Origin of the sequence: Kitasatospora sp. MY 5-36 (assembly GCF_001182915.1) — a bacterium.
Lineage (GTDB): Bacteria > Actinomycetota > Actinomycetes > Streptomycetales > Streptomycetaceae > Kitasatospora.
Genome location: NZ_LFVW01000063.1, coordinates 1 through 12,257, shown reverse-complemented (window position 1 = coordinate 12,257; position 12,257 = coordinate 1). Strand labels below are relative to the sequence as shown.

The window sequence follows — 12,257 nt, the reverse complement described above, 5'->3', positions numbered from 1 at the left end:
CCCCGTACCGCCGCGCGCCGCCGTCCGGGCCTGGCGGGCTCGGCGGCGGCGTGCTGCGGTACGCAGCGTCAGGGCCCGGACGTCAGCAGCCGGGACGCCTCAGTGGCGTGCGAGGGCGGGCCGGGTGACGGCCTGACGGCGATGGAGCAGGGCGTGCTGGCCGGGGTCGAGGCGCCAGCGGTCCGGCCGCGTCGGGTGGCGGCATGGCCGGAGCGGAAGGGTGGTCAGCAGCCGTAGGGGCCGTACCAGGCGCAGTTCTCCAGGTGTCCGCCGGCCTTCTCGATGTGCCGCAGGAGCTGGTCGAGGGCGTCCTGGTGGCGGTGGTCGCCGAGGAGGCGCTCGCGCAGGGTGTCGATGTGGAGGGCCCAGTCGGTCCAGGTCCCGATCGCCTCGGCCGTCCGGCGGGCCGCGTCGGGGGTGCGGAACGCGGCGAGGAGGCTGCCGGAGTGGTGGCCGAGGCGCCAGCGGCACGGGCCGTCGCGGTCGATGTCGGCAGGCAGCTCGTACAGGTAGAGGCCCGGGGCTCTCTTGAGGAGCTCGGCCTGGACGATCCGGTGGCCCTCGATGCAGCGGATCTCGTGCGGGATGGTGGTCGTGGTCGTGGTGGTGGTCATCGGGGTCTCCTGGGTGTTGTCAGGCGGTGGCCGGGGTGCGGCGGGCGAGTCGGGGTGACCGGGCAGCCGCGCCGGCCCCGGCAGTGCCGGCTGCTGGGCGCGGTCGGGGTCCGGGATCGGCGGCGGCGGTCCGTTCGGCGGGTCAGGCCGGGACGACGCGAGCGAGCTGAAGGAGCTGTTCCAGTTCGGCCAGGGCGAGGCCGCTGGCGCACTCCAGGCAACAGCCGAGCGAGGTCGGGATGCAGCTCTCGCCGACGGCGCGGCACAGCGGGCAGGTACGGCGGGCGAGCATCATGCGCTGGTGGGAGCGCCAGCGGGCGGCCGTCATCGGCCGGACGGGCAGGGCGAGGCAGCGGCGGTAGAGGTAGCCGATCCGCTGGCCGCCCCGGCAGACGATCTGCGCGGCAGGTTCCTGGCCGCCGGGGCGCAGGCCTTCGGCGCGCAGCTGGCGGCGGGTCATCAGGTCTGGGGACGGCTGGTATCGCCAGGGGTAGGTGGGCAGGCCGCCGTGGTGCTCGCCGGTCGGGTCGAGATCGGATGCGCGCACGCTCGCTCCCTGGCGGTCAGCAGCTGTGGGCCGGTTCGAGATAGGCCGGGCTGGTGGCGGTGACGGTCTCGACCCGGGCGAAGCCTTCGGCGAGCAGCTGCTCGGCGGTGGGGACCAGGCGCTCCTGGTCGGCCAGGACGTGGTCCGGGACGACCCGCTCCCGGGCCAGGTTCTGGAGGCTCCGGCGTTCCAGGGAGATGTCGAACAGCACGGCGGCGATGGGGCGCTGCCAGTAGCGGGCGCGGGCGAGCAGGCCGGCGCGGACGTGCGCGTACAGGCCGGTCGAGTCGATCACGGTGGTGAGCGACCGGGAGAGGCGCGCGTCGAGCAGCAGGGTCTGGACCTGGTCGGCGACCGGCGTCGCGGACTGGTCGGCGGCGGAGTTGGTGGCCATCTCGCGGTAGTCGTCGAGGCTGAGCCGCCAGGTCGTCGGCCAGTAGCGCGTGGCGAAGGTGGTCTTCCCGGCGCCGCTCCCGCCGACCAGGACGATCAGCGAGCCGGGTTCGAAGGTGATGTTCACGGGCGGGTCCTCTCGGTGGCGGGCTGTGTCGCCAGCGGTCAGGGGCGGGTGGCGGCCTGCTGGCCGAGGACGTAGCAGCGCAGGTCGATGTCGGCGGGCAGGGCGGGGGCGTCGGTGCCGAGGAGGAGGTCGGCGACGGCGACGGTGAAGACGCGGGTGACGGCGTCGCTCCCCTTCTTCGTGACGGGGGCCTGGAAGAGGAGGTAGCGGGCCGTCAGGAAGAGCTGGGGGGTGAGGCCGGGGCCGGCGAGGATGCGCAGGGCCTCGGCGCGCAGCAGGGTGGCGTCGGCCGGGTCGGGGGTGGCGGTGTAGAGGGGGTGGCCGCCGGTTTCGATGTGGGTGGTGGGGAGGCCGCGGGCGGCGGTGCGGGTGGTGAGTTCGGTGGCGGCGTGGTGGGCGGCCTGGCCGCGTAGGAGCCGGTTGCCGGGGATGGTGCGGCCGTCGGGCAGGGTGACCCGGTTCTGCAGGATGTCGGCGGTGGGGGCTTCGCGGGCGAAGCGGCGCTGGGCCACGGAGCCGTAGTGGGCCAGGGCGCGGGAGGCGGGGGTGTCGGTGCCGCCGCGGTAGGTGCGGGTGGCCGGGTGCCAGGTGGATCCGTCGCGCAGGCGGCCGGCGGGGCCGAGGCGGTCGTAGTTGGTGCCGGCTGCGGCGATGGGGGTGCGGAAGCGGGCCGGGTCGTAGGCGATGCCCTGTCCGAGGCGGCCGGTGGCGCGGGCGGCGGCCTCGTATCGCCAGTCGGTGACGGAGGTGTGGACGGCGATAAGGGCGGCGACGCGGTCCTCGGTGCCGGTCGTGGTGGCCAGGAGGTCGGCGAGGTGGTCGCGGGCGGTGGTGGCCGCCCGGGCCATCTGGCAGGAGAACGCGCGGCGGCGGGCCTGGTCAGCGGGGTTGTTGGTGCGCAGGGCCAGAGGTGAGGTGGGGAAGCGGTCGAAGGTGATGGCGGCGGGCATGCGGGTCTCCGGTTCTGCGGGGTTGGCGGGTTGGGCGGATGGCGGTTGCCGGGTGACCAGGCGGCCGGTCTCGTGCCCGGGATGCGCGCCGCCCGCCGGGCTGGGTGCCGGGCGGGCGGTGCGGGCCGGGGGCGAGGCCGACCGTCGGGTCAGCTGATGAGGGCGAGGACCAGGACGATCAGCCGCGCTCGATCAGCAGGACGCGGCCGTCCGGCGTGGTGGCGACGACGTCGGCGGTGTAGCGGATGGGCTCGGAGGTCATCTCGTTGCCTTCCTTCTGGGTGGGTGTGTGGTGTCGGGGGTGCCGTGCCCCGGCGTGGGGCCGGGGCACGGTTGGGGTCAGCGGCTGTCGGGCAGCGCGGGCAGGGCGGTGCAGGTCGCGGCGTGGCCGGTGGCCCGCTCGCGGGCGGTGGCAAGCGGCTGCCCGTCCCAGCGATGCCCGTCGTGGCAGCCGGTGCACCACCACCAGGCCAGCGGGTCGCCGGTCGGGGTGTCGGTGGGCCGGTCCTGGCCGCTGGGCCACGGGGTGGCGCCGGTGACCTCGACCACCGCGCCGCACCGGCCGGCGTAGCGGGCCCACAGGTGCCCGCTCCCGGCGCCGAGGCCGGGGCCCTGGGGGGCGTCGCCGATGCGGACCTGGCCGTGGTCCAGGCGGATGCGGCCGTGGTCGGCGGCCTGCCGGAGCAGGGCCAGGAGGCGGTCGTGTCCGCCCAGGGCCTGGGCGCGGATGCTCACTTCGTCCGCTCGGTGTGCTCGCCTGCGGGCTGCTCGGTGCTGTCGCGGCGGGCGTGGTACGCGTCGATCCATGCCTGGGGGTCGTGGCCGGCCTGGCCGGCCTCGTCGTAGGCCCTCTCCGAGTAGTCGCCGGCGTCCAGTTCCTGGCGCAGGTCCACGACGAGGCGGTCGGCCTGGCGCGGATCGGTCTGCGCCAGGGCCTGGAGCACCCGGTGGCCGATCCAGGCGTAGGCGGCGGCGCTGGCGTGGACGGCCATGGCCTGGTGGTCGCCGAGCGGCGCGTGGGTGAGGTCCTGGGTGGAGAGCAGCACGCGCTTGAGGAGGTCGCCGGTCATCCGGGCGACGGTCTGGTCCGGGTCGGGCAGCGGAAGCGCGGGTGCGGTGTCGGGGGCCGTGCGGTCGCCGGGAGTGGTCCAGTCGGTGGCGAGGCCCTCGCGGGTGGTGGCGTCGCGGTGGCGCACCGGCATCTGCATGCCGATGAAGTCCGGGCCGGAGACGATCAGCGGCTGCGCGGGCCCGGCCTGGGCGAACGCGAGGCGGTTGCCGGCCTGTTCCCAGCGGCGCAGGTACCGGGTGTCCAGGCCTGTCAGGTCCAGCGGCGCGGGCGGCTGCTCCAGGTGTCGGCGCAGGAAGGGCCGCCACTGGACGACGTAGTCGCCGGTGCTGGCGGGCACCTTGAGCCGGCTGGTGAGGGTGAGGGTGGAGGCCTCCAGGCTCTGGCCGTCCATGAGCAGGCGGACGGGCTCGTCGTAGCCGCGGCTGCGGGCCCAGGCGGCGAGCATGGTGGCGTCGTCCGCGTTCACCGACGCCGCCCACGGCCGGCCCTCGGTGAGGGTGGTCGTGGCGGCGCGGGCGACGGCGATGGTGAACCGGTCGGTCGTGATCGCGTGCAGGTGGTGGGCGTCGGCGTCGAGGCGGGTGACGGCCAGGCGCGGCCAGTACTCGTGGTCGCCGCGGTGCGGCGCGGTCTGTTCCAGGATCCGGGCCAGGTCGGCGGCGGCCAGGCCGAGCGCGGCCGCCGCCTCGGTGTTCCCGGTGTCCTGCTCGGTGGTCTGCGTGGTGGGGGCGGTCTCGGTGGTCAACGAAGCCTCCGTCGTTGTCGTGGTGTCGGCCGGGCGGCCGGCCCCTGCCACCGGACGCAGTGCCGCCCACCGGCCGGTGCGGCGGGCAGGCGGTGCGGTCCGGGGGCGAGGCCGGTCGTCCGGTCAGCGTGCGAGCAGCACGACCAGGAGGACGAGGGGTGCGAACATGCCGAGCAGGTAGACGAAGCGCATGGAGTTCCCTTCCGGTCAGCGGCTGATGAGGGCGAGCAGCAGGACGGCGAGCAGCGTGGGCACGGCCATGGCGACGGGGCGCGGGATGTCGATGCACCGCTTGAGGCGGTCGATCTCGTCGCTGATGTCCTCGCACTCGGCGAGGGTCCGGGCGTGGGGGCGGGAGCCCTTGGGGAGGTTGGCGAGGGTCTGGCTGCGCTCATGGAGCAGCTGGCGCTGGGCGGCGATGCGGGTGTCACGCTCGATGGCGATCACAGGCGGGGGTGGTCCCTTCCGGGGACGGGGGTGGTGTGCGGTTCGGGTGCGGGAGGATGGGGGCGGGCCGGTGGCGAGACCGGCCTGCCGGCACCCTCGGGTGCGGCTGGCCTCCGGGGTGTCTTCTTCATCCCGGAGGCCGTCGTGCTTGAGCGCTCGGTTACGCAGAGCGAACGGCCGGGGCGAGCGCGGGCTCCGCCTTCTCGACGTCTGCGCGCAGCCGCTGGCAGGTTGAGCGCGTGGTCTTCTCGTCGCCGGTGATCAGACGCTTGGCGGTGAGCGCGGCGTGGATCTCGGAGACGAGCGGGCGGCGGTCGAGAGTGGTGTAGAGCTGGCGGACGGTCGCGCGGCGGGCGTAGGTGAGCGCGGGTCCGGACAGGGTCTCCGTCGGGTGCGCGTCGGTGTCCTGCGGGTGAGTGCCGGTGAGTGCGCGGTGAGCGCTGCTGGTCCCGCCACCTGCGGTGATCTCGCGCTCAGGTGAGCGTGGGACGTAGACGCTCTGCGTGGGGATCAGTTCGCCGTGGGCGGTGGGCAGGGGCTGGCCGCCGTGCGACGGGCGCGGGGCGGGACCGTCGTGGGCACCGCCCGGCTGCCCGGCGGGCCCGGCCGGTCCGGCGGCGGCGGGGGCGGGTTCGCCGTGAGCGCCCTTGGCGTGGTCGATGATCTCGTGCACGCGCCAGATGGCGATCGGGACGACCGTGGCGAGCGGGATCGCCATCCACCCCTGCAGTCGCCACTTTCCGTGAGCGTCCAGCTCGACCCCGACGACGTGCAGGTCGGTCAGGATCGCGGCGATCTGGCACAGCACCATCACGGCGAGTGCGATCCGCATCTCCCGCTGGAGCTTGCTGCGGGTCGCGGCGACCACCCACCCGTCCAGGCAGACCGCGAGCAGCCAGGCCAGCGCGGAGTGCATGCCGGCCGTGACGGCCAGGGCGTGCTCCTTGTAGGAGGTGTACGCCAGGCCGGACCCGAGCACGGCCCGGGTCAGCAGGAACGGCACCAGGCCGGCCCGGTTCGCCGCCGCCCGGCGCAGCGTCCGGCGCCACCAGCGCTGCTGCCGTTGGGCCCGGCGCTGATCCAGCTGCTCCTGCTCGGCGCGCAGGGCGGCGACCTGCTCCTGCGTCTCGGCGAGTTCGGCCAGCGCGGTGGCGGTGACCTGCTCGGCGTCCCGGCGCGCGGCCACCAGCAGGCGCTGGGCGTCCGCCTCGGCCTTGCCGCGGACGGAGCCGGCCTGCCGCAGCTGCTCCCCGGCCCGCTGGCGGACCTGCTCGATCTGCTCCTGGGCGTCGTCCTGGAGCTCCTGGGCCTCGGCCAGGCCGCGCCGGCGCAGCTCGGCGGCCTGTCGTCCGGCCTCCTCGCGCAGCTCCGCCGCCTCGGCCTCGGCGTCCTCGCGGATCCGGTCGGCGGCCGCAGCGGCCTCCTCCCGGGCGGTGTCGGCCTCGGCTCGGGCGGCCTCGGTGACGCGCCCGGCCGTCGCCTCGGCGTCCTCGCGGGTCTCCTCGGCCCGGTCCTCGGCCGTCTTGAGGATCTGTCGGGCCGTCTCGGCGGCCCGGGTGCGGATCGCCTCGGCCTCGGTGGCGGCCTCGGTCAGGGTCCGGTCGGCGGCCGAGGCGGCGTCGCGCTGGACGGTGGCGGCGAGTTCCCGGGCGCCGGTCAGCTCGTGCTCGGCCCGGGCGCGGTCGGTGGTGGCCTTCTCCCGGGTGCGCGCCAGCTGGTGGCGGGCGTCGGCGGTCTGCTCCTGGATGTCGGTGAGGTCGGTGGCGGCGCGGCGCAGTGTCGAGGCGGCGGCGCGCTCGGCCTCGCCGTGAAGTTTGGCGGCCTGTTCCTCAGCGGTGGCGGTGATGCCGGCCGCCACGGCCAGGGCGCGCTCCTCGGCGTCGGCGACGATCCGCTCGGCGTCCTGCTGCGCCTGGGCGCGTACGGCGGTGGCGCGCCGCTCGGCGTCGGCCAGCAGCCGGCCGGCCCTCGCGGTGGCGTCCTCCAGCAGCCGGTCGGCCGCCGTGTGGGCGTCGGTGTCGGCCTCCTCGCGCCGCGCCTGGGCGTCCTCGGCGGCGGCCTGGCGGATCAGGTCGGCCTGGTCGGTGGCCAGGTCGAGGATCCGCCGGACCGCCAGATCGGCACGCTGCGTGACCGTCTCGGCCTCGGCGGCGGCGTCCGCACGCAGCTGCTCGGCCTCCGCCGCCCACCGCTCGGCGGTCGCCAGCTCGCGGCCGGCCTCCTCGGTGGCGGCGGTCAGCAGGGCGGCGGCGGCCTCCTCGGCCAGGCCGCGGATGTCGGCGGCGCGGTCGGCGGCGTCGGCCCGGATCTCGTCGGCCGACCGCTCGGCCGGGAGGGTCGGGGCCGGGTCGGCCCGAGTGCGGGCGCGGCCGGAGGACGCCTGGGTGGCCTTCTTGGTGGTGCCGCGGGTGCGGCTGGCCGGGGACATGGCGGCAGGCTCCTGTCTGTCGTGGTGACGGTGCGTGGCGGCCTGAGCGGCCAGGGAAGGGGCCCGGCGGGGGGGGGCGGCCAGGGGGTGGAAACGGCCCCGACCGGGGGTGTCGGGGCCGTTTCCGGGGGTGCGGGGGATCTGATCCGTCTGATCTGTTTTCGCAGCTCACGATCCGTTTCCTGATCCGTCGCCGATCCGTCGCCGATCTGTCGCGGGGACGGATCAGGACGGATCGGCGACGGATCGCGGACGGATCAGGCGACGGATCGCGGGAGGCCGCTGCTGGTGACGTTGCGTGTCATTCCGGCAGGCCCTCGAAGGCGGCCTCGACATCGGAGCGCCAGGTTCCGGAGGGCGGGTTGTCCTTGTTCAGGTCGCTCCGGCGCACCGTCTTGAGCGGAGGAAGGCCGGCCTTCTTGAGATCCCTGGCGATCTTCTTCTTGACCTCCCGGCGGCGGTGCTCCGGCTCGCTGTCGTCCCACTGCCGCCACTCGTCTCCGGTGGTGGCGAGGTGGTCCAGGATCTGGTCGGTGAGCAGGAAGTCCGGGTCGCCGTGCTTCTCGAACGCGGCCCGGATCGACATCAGCACCGGCGGCAGGTTCTCGTCGTCGCCTCCGTCGGCGGGCTCCGGGGTGATGGTGACGGCGCCAGCGGCGAGCCGTTCCTGTGTACGGAGCGTGGCGGTCGGGGCGTCGAGGAAGGTGGCCTTCCGCAGGATCGGGTCACGCAGGCCGGGGGCGATGATGTAGAACGCCCCGGCGTCGGCGAGGTCCCAGTCACCGGGGCTGGGGACCAGGCGGTGCGGCATCCAGCCCTCGGAGATCGCGGTGTCCGAGCCGACCACCAACGGCACGTCGGCCTTCCGGCACGGCAGCATGATCCGGATGCCGAAGACGTCGGCGATGGCGTCGCCGACGACGTCGCTGGTCGCGTCCTGGCTGAGCAGGACCACGGTGACGCGGGCCTTGCGGCCGATCCGGCCGAGCCTGATGACCTTGGCCTTCTGCGTCTTGGTCAGCTGCGGGTGCTCGTCGACGATGACGAACACCGCCGGCGAGTCGTCCGTCACCTGCCAGTTGTCGACGTCGTCGCCCATCCGCTCGGTGCGGATCTCGGCCTCACGGATCGCCCAGTCGAGGACGTCGTCGATCCGCGGCGCGTCGTAGGCGGTCATCGCGGCCAGGTGCCGCAGCGGCCCGAGCCCGCGGCCGGTGGGGTCGACGTCGACCACGATCGCGTCGGTGCAGCTGGTGATGTAGTCCGCGAGCGTGCGCACGATCGCGGACTTACCCCCGCCGGGGACGGCGATGACCATGATGTTCTGCCCGGCGATGGTGACCTGGGTGGGGCTGCCGTCCATGGACGGGCCGAGCGAGAACGGCTTGAGGATCGAGTTCGAGCGCGGGGCGTAGAGCGGGTGCGGCGGCATCGGGTCGAACGGGTCGCCCAGCAGGATGCGGAGCACCACCGATCCGGCGGCGGCCATCTGCGGCTGCGCCATCACGCCGCCGTGGCGCACGCCGAGGGCGACGTCCAGCTGCGGCAGGCGCAGGACCAGGTCGGCGGGCTTGCCCTTGGTGAGGTGGGCGGTAGCCTTCCAGCCCCACTTCTCGCGGGTGACGTCGGTGACCGACCCGATGGCCAGGCCCTCCCCGATCAGGGCGCGCAGGATGGCGGTGCCGGCCTCCTCCTCGGTCGTGGCCTGGCCGATCCGCAGGGGCTGGGAGTCGGTGCCAACGCTCGCGGTCTGCTCGGCCTGCTCGGTCTTCTCCATCTTGTTCTTCTTCTCCTTCTTTTTGTCGGTCTCGGTCTCGTACGCGAGCGCGGGGACGTCCGGGAGGGCCCGGCGCCAGCCGGGGATGCGGCCCTTCGCCCAGCCGGTGAGGAGGATGCCGGTGGCGGTGAGCGCCGGGAGCAGCAGGCTGCCGACGGCCAGTTCGAATCCGCCGACGGCGAGGCCGAGGGTGGCGAGCGCGGCCCAGCGGCGGTTGGCGGTGCGGCGGCGCTGCCCTTCGAGTTCGTCGTCGCTGGGGTCGATGTGGCCGGTGTAGGGCTGCTGGTGGATCTCGCGGACCCGCTGGCGCCAGGCCGCGGCCTCGTCCCGCAGCACGGCGGCGGCGGTGGCGGCCTGCTTGTGGTCGGCGGCGGTGGCGTCGTCGACCTGGCCGGCGGCCGCGGCGCGGCGGGCCTGCTTCTCCAACTCGGCGGCCTTCTCCTCCAAGGCCTCGATCTCGGAGCTGCGCTTGACCCGCCAGGTGGAGTAGCGGCGGTTGAGCAGGGCGGCACGCAGGTGGGCGGGCGTCTCCTGGGAGGCGGCCGCCCAAGCGCCGGTCTCGTCCTTGAGGACGGTCAAGCCCTCACGGAACGCGGTGTACTCGCGCCGGGCCTGCGCGGTGACGGCCGCGCCGATGGTCTTGGTGAGGCGGGCGGCCCGGCCGGAGCCGGCCTTCTCGGCGGTCGGGCTGTCGGTGCCCGCGCCGGTGCGGGTGTCCGGGCCCGGGTCGTCGGGGCCGAGGAACTCGCCCTCGTCGGCGAGGTCGATGATGACGCGTTCGGGCGGATAGGTCGTCATGGTGCGTCTCCAGGGCGCTCTGCTGGGCGGGTTCGGTCCGGGCGGTTGCGGCCGCCCGCGCGCCGCGGCCGCGCTTGGGGGCGCGGTGCGGGGCGTGGGCGACCGGTGGCGTCCGGACCGGGTCAGGCGATGGTGCCGACGAGGGCGGCGCCGGCCGAGTTGACCAGCGGGATGACGGTGGCCATGACCAGGCCGCCGAGGGTGGCGGACAAGCCGAGGAGGATCCCGCTGATGATGCCGAGGCGCATCTTCGGCTTGGCCTTCTTCGGGACGGCCTTCCAGGCGCCCAGGACCGCGACGGTGAGCAGCAGCAGGACGAGGTTGCCCATGCCCGTGAGCTCCAGGTGGCTGGAGCGGGCGTTGAGGGTGGTGTGGCCGCCGGTGCCGCCCCACATCGTCAGACTCCCGGCGGCGTTGCCGAACCAGGTGATCGCGCCGGTCGAGAATCCGATCAAACCCGAGGTGGTGGCGGTGGCGATGCCGCCGTAGAGCATGCCGACGCCGAGCGGCAGCAGGTCGAGTGCGCCCTTGGTCGCGCCGGCGCTGCCCTTGATGCTGCCGACGGCGAACCTGCTGATGTGCCACAGCGGCAGTGCCATGCCGACGAACAGGCCGCCGATGGTGAGCGTGGTGGCGGGGACGAACACGGTGGTGACCTCCGGGGGAGAGGGGAAGGGAAGAACGGCCGCCGACGGGCGGCCGGGGGTCAGGTCTGGTCGGTGTGCTCGGGGTTGTCGCGCTCCCGGCGCCGGATCCGGACGGCCAGGGCGGCGACGGCCGCCGCGGCGGCGCCGCAGACGGCGGGGTCGATCCACCAGGGGTGGTCGATCAGGACGACCCAGGCGGCGTGCCGCAGGACCGGCGTGCACCGCACGACGCCGGCCGCCGCGCCCAGGCCCGCGCCCCACAGGACCGGGCGCAGCCGGCCGAGGCGGGTGGCTTGCCAGGTGGGGCGCGGGGCGAAGTGGTGCAGGAGGGCGCCGTACGCGGCGCCGAGGGCGACGGCCAGGGGCAGGCGGTCGAGGTGGTCCATGCCGATCACATCCCGCTCAGGGCCGTGATCAGGCCGGTGGCCAGGTAGGAGGCGGTGAGCAGGCCGGTGCCGACGACCATCCAGGCGTGCGGGGTGACGAGCCGGTGGTACGCCGCCCGGCGGGCCGGGCTGGGCTGCGCCGGCATCCGCCAGGAGCTGACGCAGGCGCCCAGCAGGTAGACGGCGGCGACGGCGGCGGGCCCGGACGGCAGGGGCACGTCGTCGGCCAGGTACGGGGACCAGATGGTGGCGACGCCGGCGACCATGCCGAGCCCGGGGGCGGTGCTCAGCAGGCGGGCGCCGCGGTCGGCGGGGCGCGGGCGCCGGGTGAGGATCCGGACCGTGTTGGTCAGGTAGGGGGCGGCGAGGCCCGCGAGGAGCAGGCCGGCCGGTACGGGGACGGGGGACAGCAGGTGCAGGTCCACTGTGGTCTCCTGACGGTCAGTGGAAGGCGGCGAGGATCTGGCCGCCCAGCGAGTTGACGGCGGGGATGAGGGTGGCGGCGGCCAGGCCGGAGATGCCGCCGGCGAGGCCGAGCGCGGAGCCGGAGACGATCCCGGCGGTGAGCTGGCGGCGCAGCTGGTAGTCGCAGCAGCGCCAGGCCAGCGCGACGACGGCCAGGAGCACGGTGGTGGCGACGCCGCCGCCGATGCTCAGTCCGGCCGGGGCGGCCTGGGGGAGGAGCTGGGCGGAGCCGGTGCCCGCGAGGCGGTTGCCGAGGGGGTTGGTGGCCTCGCGGACGAGGCGGTGCGCGGCCCAGCCGAGCAGGCCTCCGGAGCACAGGGCGGCGAGGAGGCCGGTCAGCAGGCCGGCGGCCAGGGCGGCGGCGCCGGGCATCTCGCAGCCGCGGCGCCACCAGCGGGCGACGGTGAAGACCAGGACGGCGACGGCCAGGGCCAGGCCGCCGAGGGAGAGCTGGGCCGGGCTCACCAGGCGGCCCGCGTCATGAGGTAGCCGATCAGCTGCTGCCCGGCCGGGGTGATGACCGTCGAGGCGACCATCGAGAAGGTGAAGACCCGCGCGAGCCAGCACAGGCCCCGGTAGCGGTGCCAGCACCACTCCAGGACACCGGCGACGACCAGGCCGCACACGGGCAGGCCGATCGGGTCGGAGACCCAGTGGAAGGCCTCGTTCACCGGCCCGCGGGCGAGGACCACTCCGGTCGCGGCCGCGAGGCCGTTGGCGACCGGGTGGATCCGCCGGACGTCGAACCGCGGCGCGGCGGGGGCGGCCGGGGCGGGGGCGGCCGGGTAGTAGTGGTGGTGGACCTCGACCGGCGGCGCGTACACCGGGGCCGGGGCCGTCGCCACCCCGCCACCGCGCCCG

At 75.2% G+C, this 12,257-nt stretch carries 14 protein-coding genes and 1 pseudogene; all 15 read right to left on the bottom strand.

Translation table 11 applies throughout. The features are described from left to right. Positions 1-224 precede the first annotated feature (224 nt). Positions 225-614 (bottom strand): hypothetical protein, encoded by a 390-nt coding sequence (locus AE652_RS06110; protein ID WP_049650125.1) that lies wholly within the window; start codon positions 612-614, stop codon positions 225-227. 142 nt (positions 615-756) lie between these two features. Further along, positions 757-1,161 carry an RRQRL motif-containing zinc-binding protein gene (locus tag AE652_RS06105; protein WP_049650124.1) on the bottom strand — a complete coding sequence of 135 codons (405 nt, stop codon included), beginning with the start codon at positions 1,159-1,161 and terminating at the stop codon, positions 757-759. A 16-nt stretch (positions 1,162-1,177) separates the two neighbouring features. Beyond that, positions 1,178-1,681, bottom strand: coding sequence for an ATP-binding protein (locus tag AE652_RS44860; protein WP_049650123.1), 504 nt, complete (start codon positions 1,679-1,681; stop codon positions 1,178-1,180). A 38-nt stretch (positions 1,682-1,719) separates the two neighbouring features. After that, positions 1,720-2,631, bottom strand: a complete 912-nt coding sequence (locus tag AE652_RS44855) for a hypothetical protein (RefSeq protein WP_049650122.1) — start codon at positions 2,629-2,631, stop codon at positions 1,720-1,722. Positions 2,632-2,809: 178 nt separating this feature from the next. Then, entirely contained in the window at positions 2,810-2,962 is a 153-nt protein-coding gene (locus tag AE652_RS46200; protein WP_159028368.1) for a hypothetical protein, read from the bottom strand. A gap of 8 nt (positions 2,963-2,970) precedes the next feature. Beyond that, positions 2,971-3,366, bottom strand: coding sequence for a hypothetical protein (locus AE652_RS06090; protein WP_049650121.1), 396 nt, complete (start codon positions 3,364-3,366; stop codon positions 2,971-2,973). Continuing rightward, positions 3,363-4,448, bottom strand: a complete 1,086-nt coding sequence (locus AE652_RS06085) for a hypothetical protein (RefSeq protein ID WP_049650120.1) — start codon at positions 4,446-4,448, stop codon at positions 3,363-3,365. The genes AE652_RS06090 and AE652_RS06085 overlap by 4 nt, the downstream gene beginning before the upstream one ends. 207 nt (positions 4,449-4,655) lie before the next feature. Continuing rightward, complete coding sequence (locus tag AE652_RS06080; RefSeq protein ID WP_049650119.1) at positions 4,656-4,895, bottom strand: hypothetical protein; 240 nt, start codon at positions 4,893-4,895, stop codon at positions 4,656-4,658. Between the two features lie 160 nt (positions 4,896-5,055). Further along, positions 5,056-7,323 (bottom strand): hypothetical protein, encoded by a 2,268-nt coding sequence (locus AE652_RS06075; RefSeq protein WP_049650118.1) that lies wholly within the window; start codon positions 7,321-7,323, stop codon positions 5,056-5,058. Between the two features lie 301 nt (positions 7,324-7,624). After that, a complete protein-coding gene (locus tag AE652_RS06070; RefSeq protein ID WP_049650117.1) occupies positions 7,625-9,898 on the bottom strand; it encodes a hypothetical protein in 2,274 nt (757 codons plus the stop codon). Positions 9,899-10,020: 122 nt separating this feature from the next. Then, the gene (locus AE652_RS06065) at positions 10,021-10,545 is read right to left on the bottom strand and encodes a hypothetical protein (protein ID WP_049650116.1); all 525 of its coding nucleotides are present in this window, start codon (positions 10,543-10,545) and stop codon (positions 10,021-10,023) included. Positions 10,546-10,604: 59 nt separating this feature from the next. Continuing rightward, positions 10,605-10,931 (bottom strand): hypothetical protein, encoded by a 327-nt coding sequence (locus AE652_RS06060; protein WP_159028367.1) that lies wholly within the window; start codon positions 10,929-10,931, stop codon positions 10,605-10,607. A 5-nt stretch (positions 10,932-10,936) separates the two neighbouring features. Continuing rightward, positions 10,937-11,356 carry a hypothetical protein gene (locus tag AE652_RS06055; RefSeq protein ID WP_049650114.1) on the bottom strand — a complete coding sequence of 140 codons (420 nt, stop codon included), beginning with the start codon at positions 11,354-11,356 and terminating at the stop codon, positions 10,937-10,939. Between the two features lie 16 nt (positions 11,357-11,372). Beyond that, on the bottom strand, positions 11,373-11,861 hold the full coding sequence (locus AE652_RS06050; RefSeq protein ID WP_049650113.1) for a hypothetical protein: 489 nt from the start codon (positions 11,859-11,861) through the stop codon (positions 11,373-11,375). Then, positions 11,858-12,257, bottom strand: a pseudogene (locus AE652_RS06045) (hypothetical protein); the annotation flags it as partial. The gene AE652_RS06050 and the pseudogene AE652_RS06045, both read right to left, overlap by 4 nt.

Excerpts from the sequence above, each read along its gene's own strand:
- AE652_RS06110 (WP_049650125.1), bottom strand. The coding sequence starts at position 614 with ATGACCACCACCACGACCACGACCACCATCCCGCACGAGATCCGCTGC.
- AE652_RS44855 (WP_049650122.1), bottom strand. The coding sequence starts at position 2,631 with ATGCCCGCCGCCATCACCTTCGACCGCTTCCCCACCTCACCTCTGGCC.
- AE652_RS06075 (WP_049650118.1), bottom strand. The coding sequence starts at position 7,323 with ATGTCCCCGGCCAGCCGCACCCGCGGCACCACCAAGAAGGCCACCCAG.
- AE652_RS06070 (WP_049650117.1), bottom strand. The coding sequence starts at position 9,898 with ATGACGACCTATCCGCCCGAACGCGTCATCATCGACCTCGCCGACGAG.
- AE652_RS06060 (WP_159028367.1), bottom strand. The coding sequence starts at position 10,931 with ATGGACCACCTCGACCGCCTGCCCCTGGCCGTCGCCCTCGGCGCCGCG.